Origin of the sequence: Pseudomonas sp. 1 R 17 (assembly GCF_900067035.1) — a bacterium.
Classification (GTDB): domain Bacteria; phylum Pseudomonadota; class Gammaproteobacteria; order Pseudomonadales; family Pseudomonadaceae; genus Aquipseudomonas; species Aquipseudomonas marginalis.
Genome location: NZ_FKLB01000028.1, coordinates 1 through 15,412, shown reverse-complemented (window position 1 = coordinate 15,412; position 15,412 = coordinate 1). Strand labels below are relative to the sequence as shown.

Here is a 15,412-nt window from a genome sequence, read left to right as displayed (position 1 = left end):
GGGTGTAGAACCGTAGACATCGTTTACATCTGAAACCGGGGACATCGTTTACACATTTGAGGCCTGGACGCGGGTCATACCTCGTCCAAGCCTCCCCAAGGGATAATCACACAGGTACAAATCCCAAGCTTCATCTTCAGCTTCTTTGAGCCCTATCCTTTCCCCGGACAGCGCCTCGCTGATAAATACCAACTTGCCGTTCCACTTGATCGATCCGTCCTGCCTGACGCTTCGAACTTTCATTTCTGCCGGATATTCCACATCGGGCAAGCATCCTGGATAAATTCGGGTGGACGGCACATACAAGTCTCCCGGACGTTTCATGCCGAGCGCTTCGTGAGGGCGTACGTAATTAAACTCATGCCTGAAATGCTCCAGCAAAAGCTGCTGCTCGACTAAGTTTTTCCCTAAGGGCAACTCAAGTTTCAAGCTACGGTGCATTCGTTCATGGCGACCATTCTGGGCGGGTCTTCCCGGCATGGTTCGCTCGGGATAAATACCCAGCCGAATCCACCAAACTGCCAGTGTGGATATTCTTGCCAGGCCAGGAGAGGCGAACGGTACCCCGTTGTCCGAACGGATAACTTCCGGCATGCCGTACTCCTGAAAAAGCCTCTCAAAGGCCTGTTTTACAGGCTGGGTCATGATCTTGGGATGGGCCCTGCACGCTAAAATCAGCCGCGACGCATGGTCTGTGACGGTCAAAGGGAAGCACATCTGAGCATTAAGCATCTTGAACTGCCCTTTGTAGTCAGCACACCACGTCTTGTTAGGTTCGTCGGCCTTTCGCATTTGTGCGTGGGAAATGCTGTGTCGGCGTTTGAAGCGCCGCTTTTTGACGAGCCCAAGTCGGTCAAGCCATTGACCGGCCGTACTTGGAGAGGGCCAGGTGACGGAGGGATCTTCCAGCCGTAATAGCTCGAGAAGCTTTTTCGGCCCCCATTTATCGTGAGCCTCCTTCATCGCGACTACACGGGCCAAAATCTCGTCGTCGGTTTTATTTGGGCTGTTGTGAGGTCGCCGGGACAGTTCGGATAAAGACCTCAAATCGCCGTCGTGCCGGGCAATCCACTTATCGACGGTAGGTCGGCTAACGTCAAAGCGGCGTGCCAACTGGCTTTTGGTGAAGTTGCCAGAAAGCCAATCAGCTACCAGCTTGATTCTTTGATTCATGGGGGACTCTTGGTTCCAGGGCATGATCAGTTACCTCCTGATCATGCGTATTAGCCTGTAAACCATGTCCCCGGTTAGAAATGTAAACGATGTCCCCGGTTTGTACCGGGGCAAGCCCCCTCCCACATTTGCCCTGTGTACGCTTGATGTTTAGGTTGGTTGAGCTTCCAGCCAGGTGGCGTGGCAGCTCTCACGCATCGTCTCGCGCAGCCACTTATGAGCCGGGTCTTTGTCGAAGCGCGGGTGCCAGGATTGGGCCAATACCAACGTCGGCAGCGAGATCGGCAACGCAAACGCGCGCAGTGGCAGCTTCAAGCGGTTGGCGCTCAACAGGGCTTCCTTGGGCACCGGCAGAATCAGGTCGGAATCGGGCAACATGAACATCGCACCGTGAAACCCCGGGGCGATCATCGCCACCCGCCGCTCCAGGCCCTGGGCATTCAACGCGGTGTCGATCGGCCCACGGGCGATGCCACGCCGCGAGATACTGATATGGGAATAGCTGGCGAAGCGCGCGGCGGTGATCTCGTCGTCAAACAACGGATGGTCCTCCCGCGCGAGGCCCACGAAGGTGGTGGAAAACAGGTTCTGCACCTTCACTTCCGGGGTGACCGGCATGGTGTTGCTCACGCGCAGGTCCAGCCGCCCTTCACGCAGCGCTTCATCATCGGTGTCGCCTTCGGGTACGAAACACAGCTCGCACAGCGGCGCCATGCGCTCCATGGTGTCAAACAGCCGACCGCCATACACGCCGATGAAAAAGTCATTGGCGCGCACACTGAAGCGACGGCGCAAGGTGCTTAAATCAACCTGATCCGCCGAGCGAAACAGCAACGCCGCCTGCTCCACCACGTTGCGCACCTGGCCTTGCAACTGCAAGGCCTTGGGCGTCGGCACCAGGCCGCGACCGGCGCGCACCAGAATCGGGTCGCCTACCGCTTCGCGAATACGTGTGAGGGTACGGCTCATGGCCGCCGGGCTGAGGTTCATCCGCCGCGCGGCGCCCACCACGCTGCCCTCGTCGAGCAAGGCGTCGAGGGCGACCAACAGGTTCATGTCGGGTAGTTGCATGCCAAGCACTCGTGATCAGTCGGGAGTGAGCTGGCCGCAATCGTAGCAGGCTGGGTGTATCAGCGCTGCATGCCCCAACGCTTCACGGTGAGCCGCTCGAAGGTATCAAACACCAGGTTTTCCACCAGCAGGCCGATCAGGATCACCACCGCCAGGCCGGCGAATACCTTGTCGGTGTACAGCTCGTTGCGGTTCTGGAAGATGTACCAGCCCAGACCGCCCTTGCCGCTGGTCGCACCGAATACGAGCTCGGCGGCGATCAGTGTGCGCCAGGCGAAGGCCCAGCCGATTTTCAGCCCGGCGAGGATAGACGGCAGTGCGGCCGGGATCAGGATGAACAACACGAAACGCATGCCCTTGAGGCCGTAGTTGCGACCGGCCATGCGCAGGGTTTCGGACACGCCGAGGAACCCTGAATACGTGTTGAGCGCCAGCGCCCACAACACCGAATGCACCAGCACGAAGATCAGGCTGTTCTGGCCCAGGCCGAACCACAGCAGCGCCAGCGGCAATAACGCAATGGCCGGCAGTGGGTTGAACATCGAGGTCAGGGTGCTCAGCAGGTCACGGCCCAGTTGCGTGGACACCGCTAGGGTGGTCAGGGCAAACGCCAGCACGATACCGATCAGGTAGCCCTTGATCAGCACCACCAGCGAGATGCTCACCTTGCCCAGCAGTTCGCCACTGAGCAGGCCGTCATAGAGCGCGTGAAAGGTCTGCAGGAAACTCGGCAGCAGCAGGTCGTTGTTCTGGTAGCGCGCGACGGCTTCCCAAAGGATCGCGAGCACGATCAGGATCAGGCCCTTGCGCAGCCAGCCTTGCTGCCACAGGCGTTGGCGCAGGGGCAGTTCGCGTTCAATGGGGACACTGAGCAGCGGCTCAAGGTTGATTTCGTATTCCTGGCGCATTGGGTTGTCCCCTTAGTAAGCGATGCGGATGTCGGCGAAACCCAACTCACGTTCGGCCTCGGGCGCTTCATCGAACAACAGGCGATGAATCCGCCGCGCCGACGCCTGGAACTCCACGCCACCGAGGCTGTGCAAGTCGTATTGATGGCTGTGGATTTCCGCGCGCACGCGCCCCGGATGCGGCGACAGCAGCAGGATGCGATTGCCCACCACCAGCGCTTCTTCGATGGAGTGGGTGACGAACAGCAGGGTGAAGCGCACTTCTTCCCAGAGCAGCAGCAATTCTTCCTGCATCTTGCGTCGGGTCAGGGCGTCGAGGGCGGCGAAGGGTTCGTCCATCAGCAGGATCTTCGGCTGCATGGCCAGGGCGCGGGCGATGGCCACGCGGGCTTTCATACCGCCGGAAAGGGTGTGCGGGTAAGCGTCGGCAAAGGCGCAGAGGCCGACTTTGTCGAGGTAGTGCAGCGCCCGTTCTTCGGCTTCGCGACGCGGCAAAGTTTTCGACGCCAGCAGCGGAAACATCACGTTCTGTTTGACGGTTTTCCATGGCGGCAGTTGGTCGAATTCCTGGAACACCACAATGCGGTCCGGGCCTGGTTGTTCGACCTTTTGCCCCAGCAGGCGGATCTCGCCTTCGCAGGGCTTGATAAACCCGGCAATGGACTTGAGCAGTGTGGATTTGCCGCAACCCGATGGGCCGAGCAACACGTAGCGATCCGCCGGGTCGATCTCGAAGCTGACTTGGTGAGTGGCGCGCACCACGCGCTCGGGGGTGCGGTATTCCAGGCTGACGTTATCCACCGCCAGCAATGGTGCGGCGGTGTGCAGGTTGCTGGCCGTGTGGCCTTGCAAGGGCGCGTTCATCTCAACTTCCTTGCAGGGGCTTGGCATCCTGGAAGAAGTAGTCCTTCCACGATTCAGGCTTGTTTTTGATGGCGCCGACGCGGTAGAGGAATTCCGCCAGCGGGTAGGTGTTTTTTGGCGTGACGCTGAATTCGAACTGCGGGTTGTCGATGATTTTCAGCAACTCGGCGCGGTCGATCTTGGCCTTGGTGACGCGAATGTAAGTGTCGGCCGCAGCGCCTTTATCGTTCTGGGCGAATTGCGCGGCTTCGGTCAGCGCCTCGACAAATGCCTTGTAGGTCTTCGGGTTGTCGTTACGGAATTTCTCGGTGGCGAACAGCACCGTTGGCGAGTTCGGCCCCAGCAGGTCGTAGGTGTTCAGCACCACATGCACGTTAGGGTTGGCCAGGGCCTGGTCCTGGAACGGCGGGTTGGAGAAGTGCCCGGTCAGTTCGGTGCCGCCGGCGATCAGGGCAGCGGTGGCATCCGGGTGCGGGACGGCGACGGTGTACTTGTCGAGGCGATTGAATTCCTTGTCGCCCCATTGCTTGGCGGCGGCGTATTGCAGGAAGCGCGACTGCACCGACACGCCCACCGCCGGCACGGCGATACGGTCCTTGTCGGTGAAGTCGGCAATGGTCTTGACCTTGGGATTGTTACTGACCAGGTAGTAGGGGAAGTTGCCCAGGGAGGCCACGGCCTTGACGTTCTGCTTGCCATGGGTGCGGTCCCAGATGGTCAGCAGCGGGCCGACGCCGGCACCGGCGATATCGATCGAGCCGGAGAGCAGTGCGTCGTTGACCGCTGCGCCGCCGGACAGCTGGGTCCAGTCGACCTTGATGTCGAGACCTTCCTGCTTGCCGTATTTTTCGATCAGGTTCTGGTCGCGCACTACGTTAAGCAGCAGGTAGACGATACCGAACTGTTCGGCGATGCGGATCTCGCCTTCGGCCTGCGCAGCCGTCGGCGCCACCAGGCTGCCGGCCAACAGGCTGACACCGAGGCCGACGGTCGCGGCCAGCCGTGCAAATGGGGTTTTCCTGGACATGGTCATGCTCCGAATCAGAAAGGCGCGTCGCCCTGGATGGTGGTGCGAAACAGTTTGCGGCGCAGATGGCTCGGGCAACCGGCGGCCAGGTGGATCAGCGAGCGGTTGTCCCAGAACACCAAGTCGTGGGGCTGCCATTGGTGGCGGTAGATGTTGTGCGGCAGCACACTGTGGGCGTAGAGCTGGGCCAGCAGGTCGCGGCTTTCGTCTTCCGGCAGGCCGACGATGCGGGTGGTGAAGCCTTCACTGACGAACAGCGCCTTGCGGCCGTTTTCCGGGTGGGTGCGCACGATGGGGTGAACCACTTCCGCGACTTGGGCAAGCTGCTCGGGCGTCAACGTCGGGCGCCAGTTGCCTTCGAATTTGGTTTCGCTGTAGCGCGCGGTATAAGAGTGCGCGGCACTGCGGCCTTCAACAGCTTTGCGCAGGTGCTCGGGCAGTTGGTCCCAGGCTTTGTGCATGTCGGCAAACAGGGTATCTCCGCCTTCCGACGGCAGCTCCTGGGCGTGAAGCATCGAGCCCAGGCTCGGCAGCTCTTTATAGGACAGGTCCGAGTGCCAGAATTTGCCTGCGTCACCCAGGCCTATGGATTGGCCGTTTTCGATGATGTTGGAGACGATCAGGATTTCCGGGTGGTTGGCCAGCAGGAACTGCTTGAGCACGTGGATCTGCAGGACGCCAAAGCGGCGGCTGAAAGCGATCTGTTGTTCGGGGGTGATGCGTTGGTCGCGGAACACCACGACGTGGTGATCCAGGTGCGCGCGATGAATGCGGGCGAAATCCTGGTCGTTGACTGGCCGGGACAAATCCAGGCCGACAATCTCGGCACCGACGCTGCCGGGCAGTGGTCGAATCTCGAACGTTTGGGCGGCAAGGGTCGCTGTTGGAACAGTAGAGGTGGCGGACATGAGTTCACTCCCGGTCAGACAGGAGAGTGACTTTATAGATATAAGAACGGCAATTTAAATACCGTTAAAGAATATCTATATGCGGTAATGTCGCAACACGTCAGTGGCGTGTCAGACTCGGCAAAACCCGCGCGTGGGCCGCCGGAGCCGCGCGTTGAAACGCTTACAAGCCGAAACCGTGCCCGTTTGACAAGCCCTATGGGCAGCCTCTAGTGTGCATTGGATCCAATTAGCACCCCTATTTTAATAAGGAGGATAGCGTAACCGTGACGCAGAAGCCGAATCCGTTGAACAGCATCAAGATCACCGGCCCTATTCCCGCCCATCTTGCTCGCTCCGTGATTGAAGAAACCTTGCGCAATGCCATCCTTGATGGCCGCTTGCCCTGCGGTACCGCCATGCGCCAGCAGGAGCTGGCCAGCCTGTTCGGGGTCAGCCGCATGCCGGTGCGTGAAGCCTTGCGTCAGTTGGAGGCCCAGTCACTGCTGCATGTAGTCACCCACAAGGGCGCCGTGGTTGCACCGTTGATCGAAGACAATTCGGCTGAGACCTATGAGCTGCGAATGTTGCTGGAGTCTGAAGCCCTGCGTTTGTCGATTCCCTTGCTGACCGAAGCCGATATCGCCGAGGCAGACACGCTCATCTTTGCCCTGGAACAGGAAAAAGACTACACCGAGATTGGCCGTCTCAATCGCCTGTTCCACATGACCCTGTATGGCAAGGCCCCCAACCAGCGGCTGCTCAAGCTGGTGGAGCACGGACTGAATGAGGAGGAGCGCTTCCTGCGTTTCAACCTCGAGGCGATGGGGCTGGGCGAGACTTCCCAGGAAGACCACCGTGAACTGCTGAACCTGGTGGCACAAAAGAAGGTCGAGGAAAGCATCCTGACGCTGCGTAATCACTTGATGCGCGGGATGGAAGTGATCACAACCTATCTCAATGACCTGGACGCCGCCGCAAAGAAGACGCTCTAACAAGGTGTCAGGTCGCTCGGCTTACCCGTCGAGCACTGCGGGGTTCCCTACCTGGCCAAGTAGCACCCCGCGCAGAAGAAACGTCCCACTCTTATAAAGTAAGTTGCCGACAGCTTATATTATTTAGAAAAACATCTGATGCATTCATATACTCGCCAACTTGTTTAACCCGCTTATTATCTTTCATTACTAAATCAGCCACTTAATTCGACCGTGCAGCCCCACTTGCGTGAGCGCGCGTGCGCGCAAAGCCTGGTTTACATCTTTCTTATCTTTTTGCGGCATACAAAAGCCCAACGTTGTTTTAGCGGCGACGCAATAATTTATAGGCATCAACTATGTACCCACCTTTACTGGAACAAAGAAAACGGCTGTTGTGCAGCCATCCGTTATTTCTGGAAATAACTTCGCTGGAAAAGTTACGACTATTCATGGAAAACCATGTATTCGCTGTCTGGGACTTCATGACGCTCACCAAACGCCTGCAGCAGGACCTGACCTGCACTCGCCTACCCTGGCTGCCACCGGCCGACCCGCAAGCAGCACGCTTGATCAATGAGATTGTGCTGGGCGAAGAATCAGACTCACACCCCAGGCAAGGCCATTGCAGCCACTTCGAGTGGTACCTGGAAGCCATGGTCGAAGTCGGCGCCAGCACCTCGGCGATACACCGTTTCATTGCACTGCAGCACCAGGGCGTGGAAGCAAGCACGGCCCTGCGCATGGCCGATGTTCCTGCTGGGGCCGCGCGCTTCGTCAGCGCCACGCTGCACATTGCGCTGCAAGCCCCTACCCATTGCGTAGCAGCTGCATTCCTTCATGGGCGTGAGCGTGTCATCCCAAGTATGTTCGAACACCTCCTGCAGCCCGATACGCTCATCCATCGCCAGGCACCAGCCTTGTGTGGCTACTTCAGGCGCCACATCGAGTTGGACACTGAGCATCACGGGCCAGCAGCTGAAGAACTGCTCGAACGCCTGGTGGGTGCAGACCCGGCTTATCCGCAACAGGCCCATGACGCAGCCCTTGCCGCCGTAGAAAGCCGTATCACGTTCTGGGACGAGGTGCGCGCCGCGCTGCACGAGGTACACCCATGAATACCGCCGGCTACACCACCATCGCCGACGACTGGGAACGCCGCGCCACCATCCGAACCCGCCCTCGTCGCCTGTTGGAAGACGACGACAAGCTGATCTACCCACTGTGCCGTCAGCCCTTGGTACTCAACGCGACCTTCATGGAACATTGCTCGCAATGGCGCGACTTCGTGCTGGTGCAAAGCTTCTATAAGTTCATCCACGATGTGGTGATTTTCGAAACCGAAATCGTCGACAAGACCGCGCGCAGCATTGCCAAGAATCGCTTCTCGCTGCCCTTCCCGCTTGCCTGTCGCGTTGATGCGATGACGGTTGTGGTGGACGAGGACTACCACGCCTTGGTGGCCCTGGATTTCATGCAACAGACTGTCACAATGACGGGCATACAACCGATTGACCTGCCCGGGCATATCGAACTGAGTCGCGCGCTGCCGGCGGCGCAGGCGCAGGCTCCGGAACACCTGAGCGACGCTGTGGAGCTGATTGGCGTAGCCATCGCCGAAAACACCGTGACCCACGATGTCGCATCGTTTTCCAAGGACCGCAGTGTCAAGGCCTCCATACGAGGCTTGATGGACGACCACCTGTTTGACGAAGGTCGCCACGCGCAGTTCTGGACGCGGCTGGTGCGCATCTACTGGCAAGCCGCGAGCCCGGATGACCGTGACAGCATCGCTCACGTACTGCCGACATTCCTGACGCATTACCTGACCAACGACCTGCAGAAAAACTTCGACCTGCGCCTGATCGAACACCTGGACATCAGCGAGCGCCTGCGCGGTGTGCTGCGCGATGAAATATCAGCGCTGGCGTTCCCCATCACCCGCCAGCACCCGTTGATGGGCAATATCATGGGCTTCCTGCAACACAGCGGCTTGCTGCAAACGCCGAGTGTGGGGCAGGTGCTGAGCGACTACCTGTCGGTGTCGCCATGAGGTGCCTGACCATCGGCTGGTGCGGCACAAGCAAGGCACTGGGCGAAATCAGGCCAATGCTGGAACAGTACGGCCATGTTTCAGGGGATGAGGCCACCGACCTGTGGATTGAAGACGGCAGCCTGCCGTTGCCGGATGACGTGGGCGAAACCACCTGTATAAGTCTGCGCCTGGGGATTGGCCCGTTGAGCGACGGTGGGTTGTCTGCGCTGCAAGTGCGCGCCTATGACCATGGCCGACGCTTGTTCGCCGTGCTGGACATCGCCGAGGAGCCCAGTGGCAACGGCCAGCGATTGCGTCGGCAGGCAACAACCGCGCTGGTGGATTGGGTCGCACTGCTAGTCAGTGGCTTCTCACGTGACCCCGAGTCTCTCTCTACACGCGCGATTGCCACTGACTGGCCCGAGCACGGCCTGCACGGGCTTGAGCCGTTGGCATTTATGCATCGATTCAATCGTACGGCAAACCCTGCCCTGATCCAGGAAGCCCAGGTACCGGTGATCGAACGGGTGCAGGCCAGCCTTGTCCTGTTCGCCGTCCGGCCGGCGCTGAACATTGCGGGGCACACCGTGACCTACCGCCAACTGCACCTACAGGCCATGGCGATTCAGCTGCGATTGCGCCCGCTGCTGGAGGCGCTTGAGGCGCCACCGGTGATCGGTGTATGCCTGGAAAAATCCGTGGAATTGTATGCCAGCATTCTTGCCGTACTGGGCAGTGGCGCGGTGTACCTGCCACTGGGACCTGATCAACCCACACAACGCCATCGGGCCATGCTCGAAAACGCTGGGGCCCACGTATTGCTGGATGCCGGCCAACATCCATTACGGGAGTGTTTCATTTCACTGGATGTCAGCACAGTCGAGGCGCACAACGCCAACTCCTCATCCTCGCTGATGCACGATCGCCCCTGCTCGGATATGCCGTGCATGGTGCTCTATACATCGGGCAGTACGGGCCAGCCCAAGGGTGTGCTGCTCAGCCAAGGTAACCTGGCGCATTTCACCGCTTGGTTCGGGTCCTGCATGACACTGGATGAACGGAGCCGCGTCCTGCAGTTTTCGCCCTTGGGTTTCGACTCGTCATTGATCGAAATCTTCCCCGCCCTGATTGCCGGCGCCGAGTTGATCGTACCCAGTGAGGAGCAGCGACGCGACCCTGGGCAACTGGTGGAATTGCTCCGCCGACAACGCGTCACTCATGCCTTCCTGCCGCCTGCGCTGCTCAACATCCTGCCGCCGGATCCCCCCCTCGGCCTAAAGCATCTGCTCACCGGTGGCGATGCCTGCGAACCCCATGTAATCGAGCGGCTGGCAGGACGGTGTCAGTTGCACAACCTCTATGGTCCCACCGAAACCACGGTACTGATTACGCACCGGACGTTCGCCCCCGATGACAATAATCGTAATGTCGGCTACCCCATCGCCAATAGCCAGGTGCTGATCCTCGATGACGATCTGCAACCGGTGGATGAACAGGTGATGGGCGAGTTGTACATCGTCGGGCCCGGAGTGAGCCTGGGGTATGTGAATGCGCCGCGGCAGGCTGACAGCCCGTTCGTCGAACTGCTGGTGCCGGGCGGCCAAAGGCTGCGGGCCTACCGCAGCGGCGACTTCGCGCAGTGGACCGCCGCAGGGATTGTGCTGGGTGGGCGTCGCGACGATCAGGTAAAGATCCGCGGCTTTCGGGTCGACCCCCGGGAGATTGAACAATGCCTGCGCAGCAACAGGCTGTATCGCGAGCTGGCCGTGGTGATCGACCATGAAAGCAGGATCTGCGCCTTTGTCGCCCAGCCCGAACTCAACGCTTCGCTGGTGGCCTTGCAGCAGCATGCGCGCCAGTGGCTACCGGACTACATGCAACCTGGTTTCTGGGTGGAACTGCCAGCCATGCCGCACAGCGACAACGGCAAAGTCGACCGCAAGGGGCTGCTGTCGCGCCCCTTCCTCCCCATTTTGCAGGCCACTCCCGGCGCCGCGCATACGCCGCTTCAAGCGCGATTGAGCGACCTTTGGGGTGAGCTGCTGGGCTTGCCCACCCGCCAATTGCCCATCGATGAAAGCTTCTTTGCACTGGGCGGCCATTCGATTTTGCTGTCGACGCTGTTGTTGCGCGTTCGCGAGCAATTTGGCCGTAGTTTCGCGTTAAGCCATTTCATTGAAGTACCGACTATTCGTACGCTCGCAACGCTGATGGAGGATGGTGAACTGCCAGACGCATCCTCTGCCCAAGCGGCCATGGACGCTCAACGGGAGTGGGAAATCAATCCGTTGCAAGGGGACCGCGCAGGCAATCCGCACAAGGTGATCGTGACGGGGGCCAACAGTTTCGTCGGCGTCCATATTGTCGAGGCGTTGTTGAACGCCGGTGCCACCGAGGTGGCGTGCCTGGTGCGTGACTTGCCGAGGAGTCCTGCGATGGCTCGTTTTACCCAGGCGTTGCGTGACTACCAACTGGAACATCTGGACTTGAGCCGCGTACGAGTATTCGCCGCCGATGTCAGCCTGCCGCGATTGGGTTTGGCCTGTGACGCGTATGACGCACTCGCCGCAGACTTTGGCGCGCTGGTGCACAACGCAGCACGGGTCAACCACGTGCTGGACTACGCCTCACTGGCCAGGGACAACGTCGACCCCATATTCGAATGCCTGCGCCTGTGCGAAACCCGCTGCAAGAAAGTCTTCAACTTTGTATCGACGTTGTCGGCCGCCAGCAGCATCGGCACGACAGGGCATGTGCTCGAAGCTCCGGCGGCAGCCACCCTGCCGCTGTACATCCGAAATGGCTACAACCTGTCCAAGTGGGTCGCCGAGCGGGTCCTGGGACGTGCAGCGGAGCAAGGAGCCTGGGTGAACATCCATCGCCCTGGAAATATCAGCTTCAACAGCCATAACGGTATCTGCCAGCCACAAAAGAATCGCCTGATGTTGATGCTCAAGGGGTCGCTGCAGTTGGGCTTGCTGCCGAGGTTGGACCTGAATTTCGACCTGATGCCCGTGGACTTTCTGGCTCGCTTCATTGCGTTCCACTGCAATCGCTTTCAAGCCGATAGAAGCGTATTCAACCTGCATAACCCGCAACCACTGAGCTGGGAGCACTACCTGGATGCATTCAACCGGGCGGGCCACCGGTTCGAGCGGGTCAGTACTGCGCATTGGCAGCAGGCGCTGCGAACGGTAAGCCAGGACAATGCGATGTTTGGTGTACTCGGGTTTTACCTTGATCGACTGGATGAAGACATCGGTGACACCTCGATGATCCTCCATGACAACGCGCAACGCGGCGTTCAGCAGATGGGCGAGCAATACCCTGAAAAAGACCCGGCACTGCTGAGTAAAGGCTGCAACTACCTCAAGGCCATCGGCTTTCTTTGAACCGCTTCAGGACAACTTCATGAAACCGCTGCAACCCGATACGTTAATTCATAACCCTAGCGGCCAGCCGATAGTGTCCTCTGTGGTGATCGACTGCCATGCCAACCGTCTATGGAACATAGTGGGGCAGTTTGCAGGCTTCGATGCGTTCATCCCTTCCTTGACGCATATCGAAATGACCGGCACCGGAGTGGGCGCTTTACGCACGAAATTTTTCCGCGATGGCAACCGCGTAGTAGAACAACTCAATAGCCGGGATGAGCAAGCGATGCACATGACCTGGACCACGATCTACAACACCCTGGGCGTGGCCAGGTTGTGGGCAGCAATCAAAGTGGAAGCGCTTGGAACACACTGCTCCAAGGTAACCTGGACTATCATTGCCGACCCCCTGGAGACGGCACAGGAAGGATTTGAGCAGTTTGTGCAAGGCTTCGCAGACAGCGCGCTGGACAATGTTCGCCGCTTGCTGGGTAAGCAGTAGGAGCGAACCGGCTCGCTCCTACTCGTACACTCAGCGGCTCAGATCTTGAAGCTGTCGACCAGCTGCTTCAACCGATTGGCCTGTTGCGACAACGCATCGCAGTCTTTCAGGGTTTCGTTGAGGTTGGTCACGCCCTGCTGGTTCAGCAGGTTGATCTGGTTGATATCGACGTTGAGGGTTTCCACCACGGCAGTTTGTTCCTCGGTGGCCGCAGCGACGGACTGGTTCATGCCGTCGATCTCGACAATTCGCTGCGTTACGCTGACCAGGCGCTCACCGGCCTGGTTGGCCACCTGGACACTTTCCTCACTGGAGGTCTGGCTGGCATTCATGGTGGTCACTGCTTCACGCGACCCCACTTGCAGCGAAGTGATCATTTTATGAATCTCCTCAGCCGACTCCTGGGTACGGTGAGCCAGGTTACGCACCTCGTCGGCGACCACGGCAAACCCGCGTCCGGCTTCCCCGGCACGTGCTGCTTCAATCGCAGCGTTCAGTGCCAGCAAGTTGGTTTGCTGGGAGATGCCTTTGATCACATCAAGGATGTGGCCGATATTGTCGGTGCTGGCGTTCAGGGTTTCGATCTGAGTGCAGGACAGGCTGATTTTCTGCGACAGCTCCGACATTGCCAGGATGGTTTGCTCGACCACTTTACGCCCATCATCAGCCTGCTCGCTGGCACCGCTGGCGTGCTGTGAAGCATCGGCGGCGTTACGCGCGATTTCCTGGGTGGCAGCCCCCAGTTCGTTGATTGCGGCGGCCACGCTGTTGGTGCGTGCGCTTTGCTCATCAGAACCGATGATCGAGGCGTTGGATGACGCCATCACACGCTGAGACAGGTCATGCACCTGACGTGTTGCAGAAGACACTTCGGAAATCGAGGCGTGGATACGCTCCACGAACCGGTTGAACGCACTGCCCACTTCACCGAACTCGTCTTTACTGGTGACCGTCAAGCGGCGGGTCAGGTCGCCCTCACCTTGGGCAATGTCCTGCATGGCAATACCCATGGTGGTCAGGGGCCGCAGTAACACTTGAATTAGCAGGCTCAAGAGCACGGCAATCGCGACTACGGCGATCAGCATGGCGATCAATGCAGACGTACGGAATTTGCCCAGCGGTGCGTAGGCTTTGTCTTTATCAATCGACAGGCCGATATACCAATCTGCACCGGGCAAGCCGCTGATAGGTGTGAACGACAGGATGCGATCCTGGCCCTTGAGAACTACGTCCTGATTAACTTTCTCAATACGGACGTTAGTGCCTGGGTAGATGTCCTTGAGGTTTTTCATCACCTGGTCTTCGTCAGGACTTACGATGACTTGGCCGTCGCCGCTGACCAGAAACGCATGGCCGATGCCGCCGAAGTCCACCGAATTGATGATTTTCACCAGGGTTTGCAGGCTCAGGTCTCCGCCGACCACGCCGAGCAACTCGCCGTTCTTTTTCACCGGCATAGCGATAGTTACGATCTGCCCACCCACGGCGGCCATATAGGGCGGCGTGAGCATGGGTTTATCCGCAGCCACGGCTTGCTTGTACCAGGGACGCTGACGAGGGTCGTAGCCGTCAGGCATTTTTGCGTCCGGGCGCTGGGTGAACACACCGTTGGTTTGGCCAACGTAGGTGAACTGGAAGTTCGAGGTGAACGCCGGTTGATCGACCAACCCTGGAAGATCAGCAGCACTACCCTGATGGGCAACGTTTTGCGTCAGACTTTCGAGCACCAGTATTCGACCGCTAAGCCAGTTCTGCACACTACTCGCGGTGAGCTCACCGGACTGCTGGATAGACGACTCCAGATTCTGTTTGATGGTGCTGCGCTGCAGGTAATCGTTGTAAAGCGTGAATAACGCGAAGGCCAGAACCACAACGCCTGACGCGGCCAACAGAATTTTATGACTGAATTTGAGATTCATTTCATCGACTTCTTTTTGCCAAATGGGGGTGAGCGTGCCGAGAGGAACATTCCATGTAACGGTATAGGCGGCGTCTCGGGCCGCTCTATTTCGGTGCACGCATGGCTCATCAGGCTTTCGGCCAAGCTGAAGGAAAGCTTAGGGAATTGTGGGATGAATCGCCCTTTTACGTAGGAAACCGACCAAAGGTTGTCGTACAAGATTTAGAAGTAAAAATTCTTCCCTACTACCTGCGTCGTGCTCTTAAAGCAGGTCAGTGCCATGAACATGATTTTGGAGTTGGGTAGGCGTAGTTGCTGCTCGCTTACAGAGTTCATAAACCCTCTAAACGACAAAACCCCTGTCTGCATGAGCAGACAGGGGTTCTGGAATTTAATCTTGACGATGACCTACTCTCACATGGGGAAACCCCACACTACCATCGGCGATGCATCGTTTCACTGCTGAGTTCGGGATGGGATCAGGTGGTTCCAATGCTCTATGGTCGTCAAGAAATTCTGTGTACCGGAGCGTTGCTTTAGCAACGTGCCGATGAAATTCATGGACTTCTACATAAACGAAACCCCTGTCTGCGTTAGCAAACAGGGGTTTCGGAATTTAATCTTGACGATGACCTACTCTCACATGGGGAAACCCCACACTACCATCGGCGATGCATCGTTTCACTGCTGAGTTCGG

General features: G+C 58.6%; 12 protein-coding genes and 1 rRNA gene. 5 read left to right on the top strand and 8 right to left on the bottom strand.

Annotated elements, in window-relative coordinates; all coding sequences use genetic code 11:
* Nucleotides 1-48 precede the first annotated feature (48 nt).
* From BFP99_RS08655 to BFP99_RS08630, 6 genes are all read right to left on the bottom strand, one after another.
* Entirely contained in the window at nucleotides 49-1,197 is a 1,149-nt protein-coding gene (locus BFP99_RS08655) for an integrase core domain-containing protein (protein WP_065924691.1), read from the bottom strand.
* A gap of 126 nt (nucleotides 1,198-1,323) precedes the next feature.
* The gene (locus BFP99_RS08650; protein WP_027608061.1) at nucleotides 1,324-2,244 is read right to left on the bottom strand and encodes a LysR family transcriptional regulator; all 921 of its coding nucleotides are present in this window, start codon (nucleotides 2,242-2,244) and stop codon (nucleotides 1,324-1,326) included.
* Nucleotides 2,245-2,303: 59 nt separating this feature from the next.
* Complete coding sequence (locus BFP99_RS08645) at nucleotides 2,304-3,152, bottom strand: ABC transporter permease (protein WP_065924672.1); 849 nt, start codon at nucleotides 3,150-3,152, stop codon at nucleotides 2,304-2,306.
* A gap of 12 nt (nucleotides 3,153-3,164) precedes the next feature.
* Complete coding sequence (locus tag BFP99_RS08640) at nucleotides 3,165-4,016, bottom strand: ABC transporter ATP-binding protein (protein ID WP_065924671.1); 852 nt, start codon at nucleotides 4,014-4,016, stop codon at nucleotides 3,165-3,167.
* A gap of 1 nt (nucleotide 4,017) precedes the next feature.
* Entirely contained in the window at nucleotides 4,018-5,043 is a 1,026-nt protein-coding gene (locus BFP99_RS08635) for an ABC transporter substrate-binding protein (protein WP_065924670.1), read from the bottom strand.
* A 14-nt stretch (nucleotides 5,044-5,057) separates the two neighbouring features.
* Entirely contained in the window at nucleotides 5,058-5,951 is an 894-nt protein-coding gene (locus tag BFP99_RS08630) for a TauD/TfdA dioxygenase family protein (protein WP_065947098.1), read from the bottom strand.
* Nucleotides 5,952-6,217: 266 nt separating this feature from the next.
* On the opposite strand from BFP99_RS08630, the gene BFP99_RS08625 reads away from it, so the two are divergent.
* The 5 genes from BFP99_RS08625 (at nucleotide 6,218) to BFP99_RS08605 (ending at nucleotide 12,815) form a co-directional block, all read left to right on the top strand.
* Nucleotides 6,218-6,925 carry a GntR family transcriptional regulator gene (locus tag BFP99_RS08625; RefSeq protein WP_065924668.1) on the top strand — a complete coding sequence of 236 codons (708 nt, stop codon included), beginning with the start codon at nucleotides 6,218-6,220 and terminating at the stop codon, nucleotides 6,923-6,925.
* Between the two features lie 338 nt (nucleotides 6,926-7,263).
* Nucleotides 7,264-8,022 carry a DUF3050 domain-containing protein gene (locus BFP99_RS08620; RefSeq protein WP_065924667.1) on the top strand — a complete coding sequence of 253 codons (759 nt, stop codon included), beginning with the start codon at nucleotides 7,264-7,266 and terminating at the stop codon, nucleotides 8,020-8,022.
* Nucleotides 8,019-8,957: a diiron oxygenase gene (locus BFP99_RS08615; RefSeq protein ID WP_065947097.1), complete on the top strand. Its 939-nt coding sequence runs from the start codon at nucleotides 8,019-8,021 to the stop codon at nucleotides 8,955-8,957. The genes BFP99_RS08620 and BFP99_RS08615 overlap by 4 nt, the downstream gene beginning before the upstream one ends.
* Nucleotides 8,954-12,331 carry an amino acid adenylation domain-containing protein gene (locus BFP99_RS08610; RefSeq protein ID WP_065947096.1) on the top strand — a complete coding sequence of 1,126 codons (3,378 nt, stop codon included), beginning with the start codon at nucleotides 8,954-8,956 and terminating at the stop codon, nucleotides 12,329-12,331. Before BFP99_RS08615 ends, BFP99_RS08610 begins: the two co-directional genes overlap by 4 nt.
* Nucleotides 12,332-12,350: 19 nt before the next feature.
* Nucleotides 12,351-12,815: an SRPBCC family protein gene (locus BFP99_RS08605; protein ID WP_065947095.1), complete on the top strand. Its 465-nt coding sequence runs from the start codon at nucleotides 12,351-12,353 to the stop codon at nucleotides 12,813-12,815.
* A gap of 38 nt (nucleotides 12,816-12,853) precedes the next feature.
* On the opposite strand, the gene BFP99_RS08600 is transcribed toward BFP99_RS08605, so the two are convergent.
* Entirely contained in the window at nucleotides 12,854-14,734 is a 1,881-nt protein-coding gene (locus BFP99_RS08600; RefSeq protein ID WP_027608051.1) for a methyl-accepting chemotaxis protein, read from the bottom strand.
* A gap of 376 nt (nucleotides 14,735-15,110) precedes the next feature.
* Nucleotides 15,111-15,226: ribosomal RNA gene (rrf, locus tag BFP99_RS08595) — 5S ribosomal RNA — on the bottom strand.
* Between the last annotated feature and the right edge of the window lie 186 nt (nucleotides 15,227-15,412).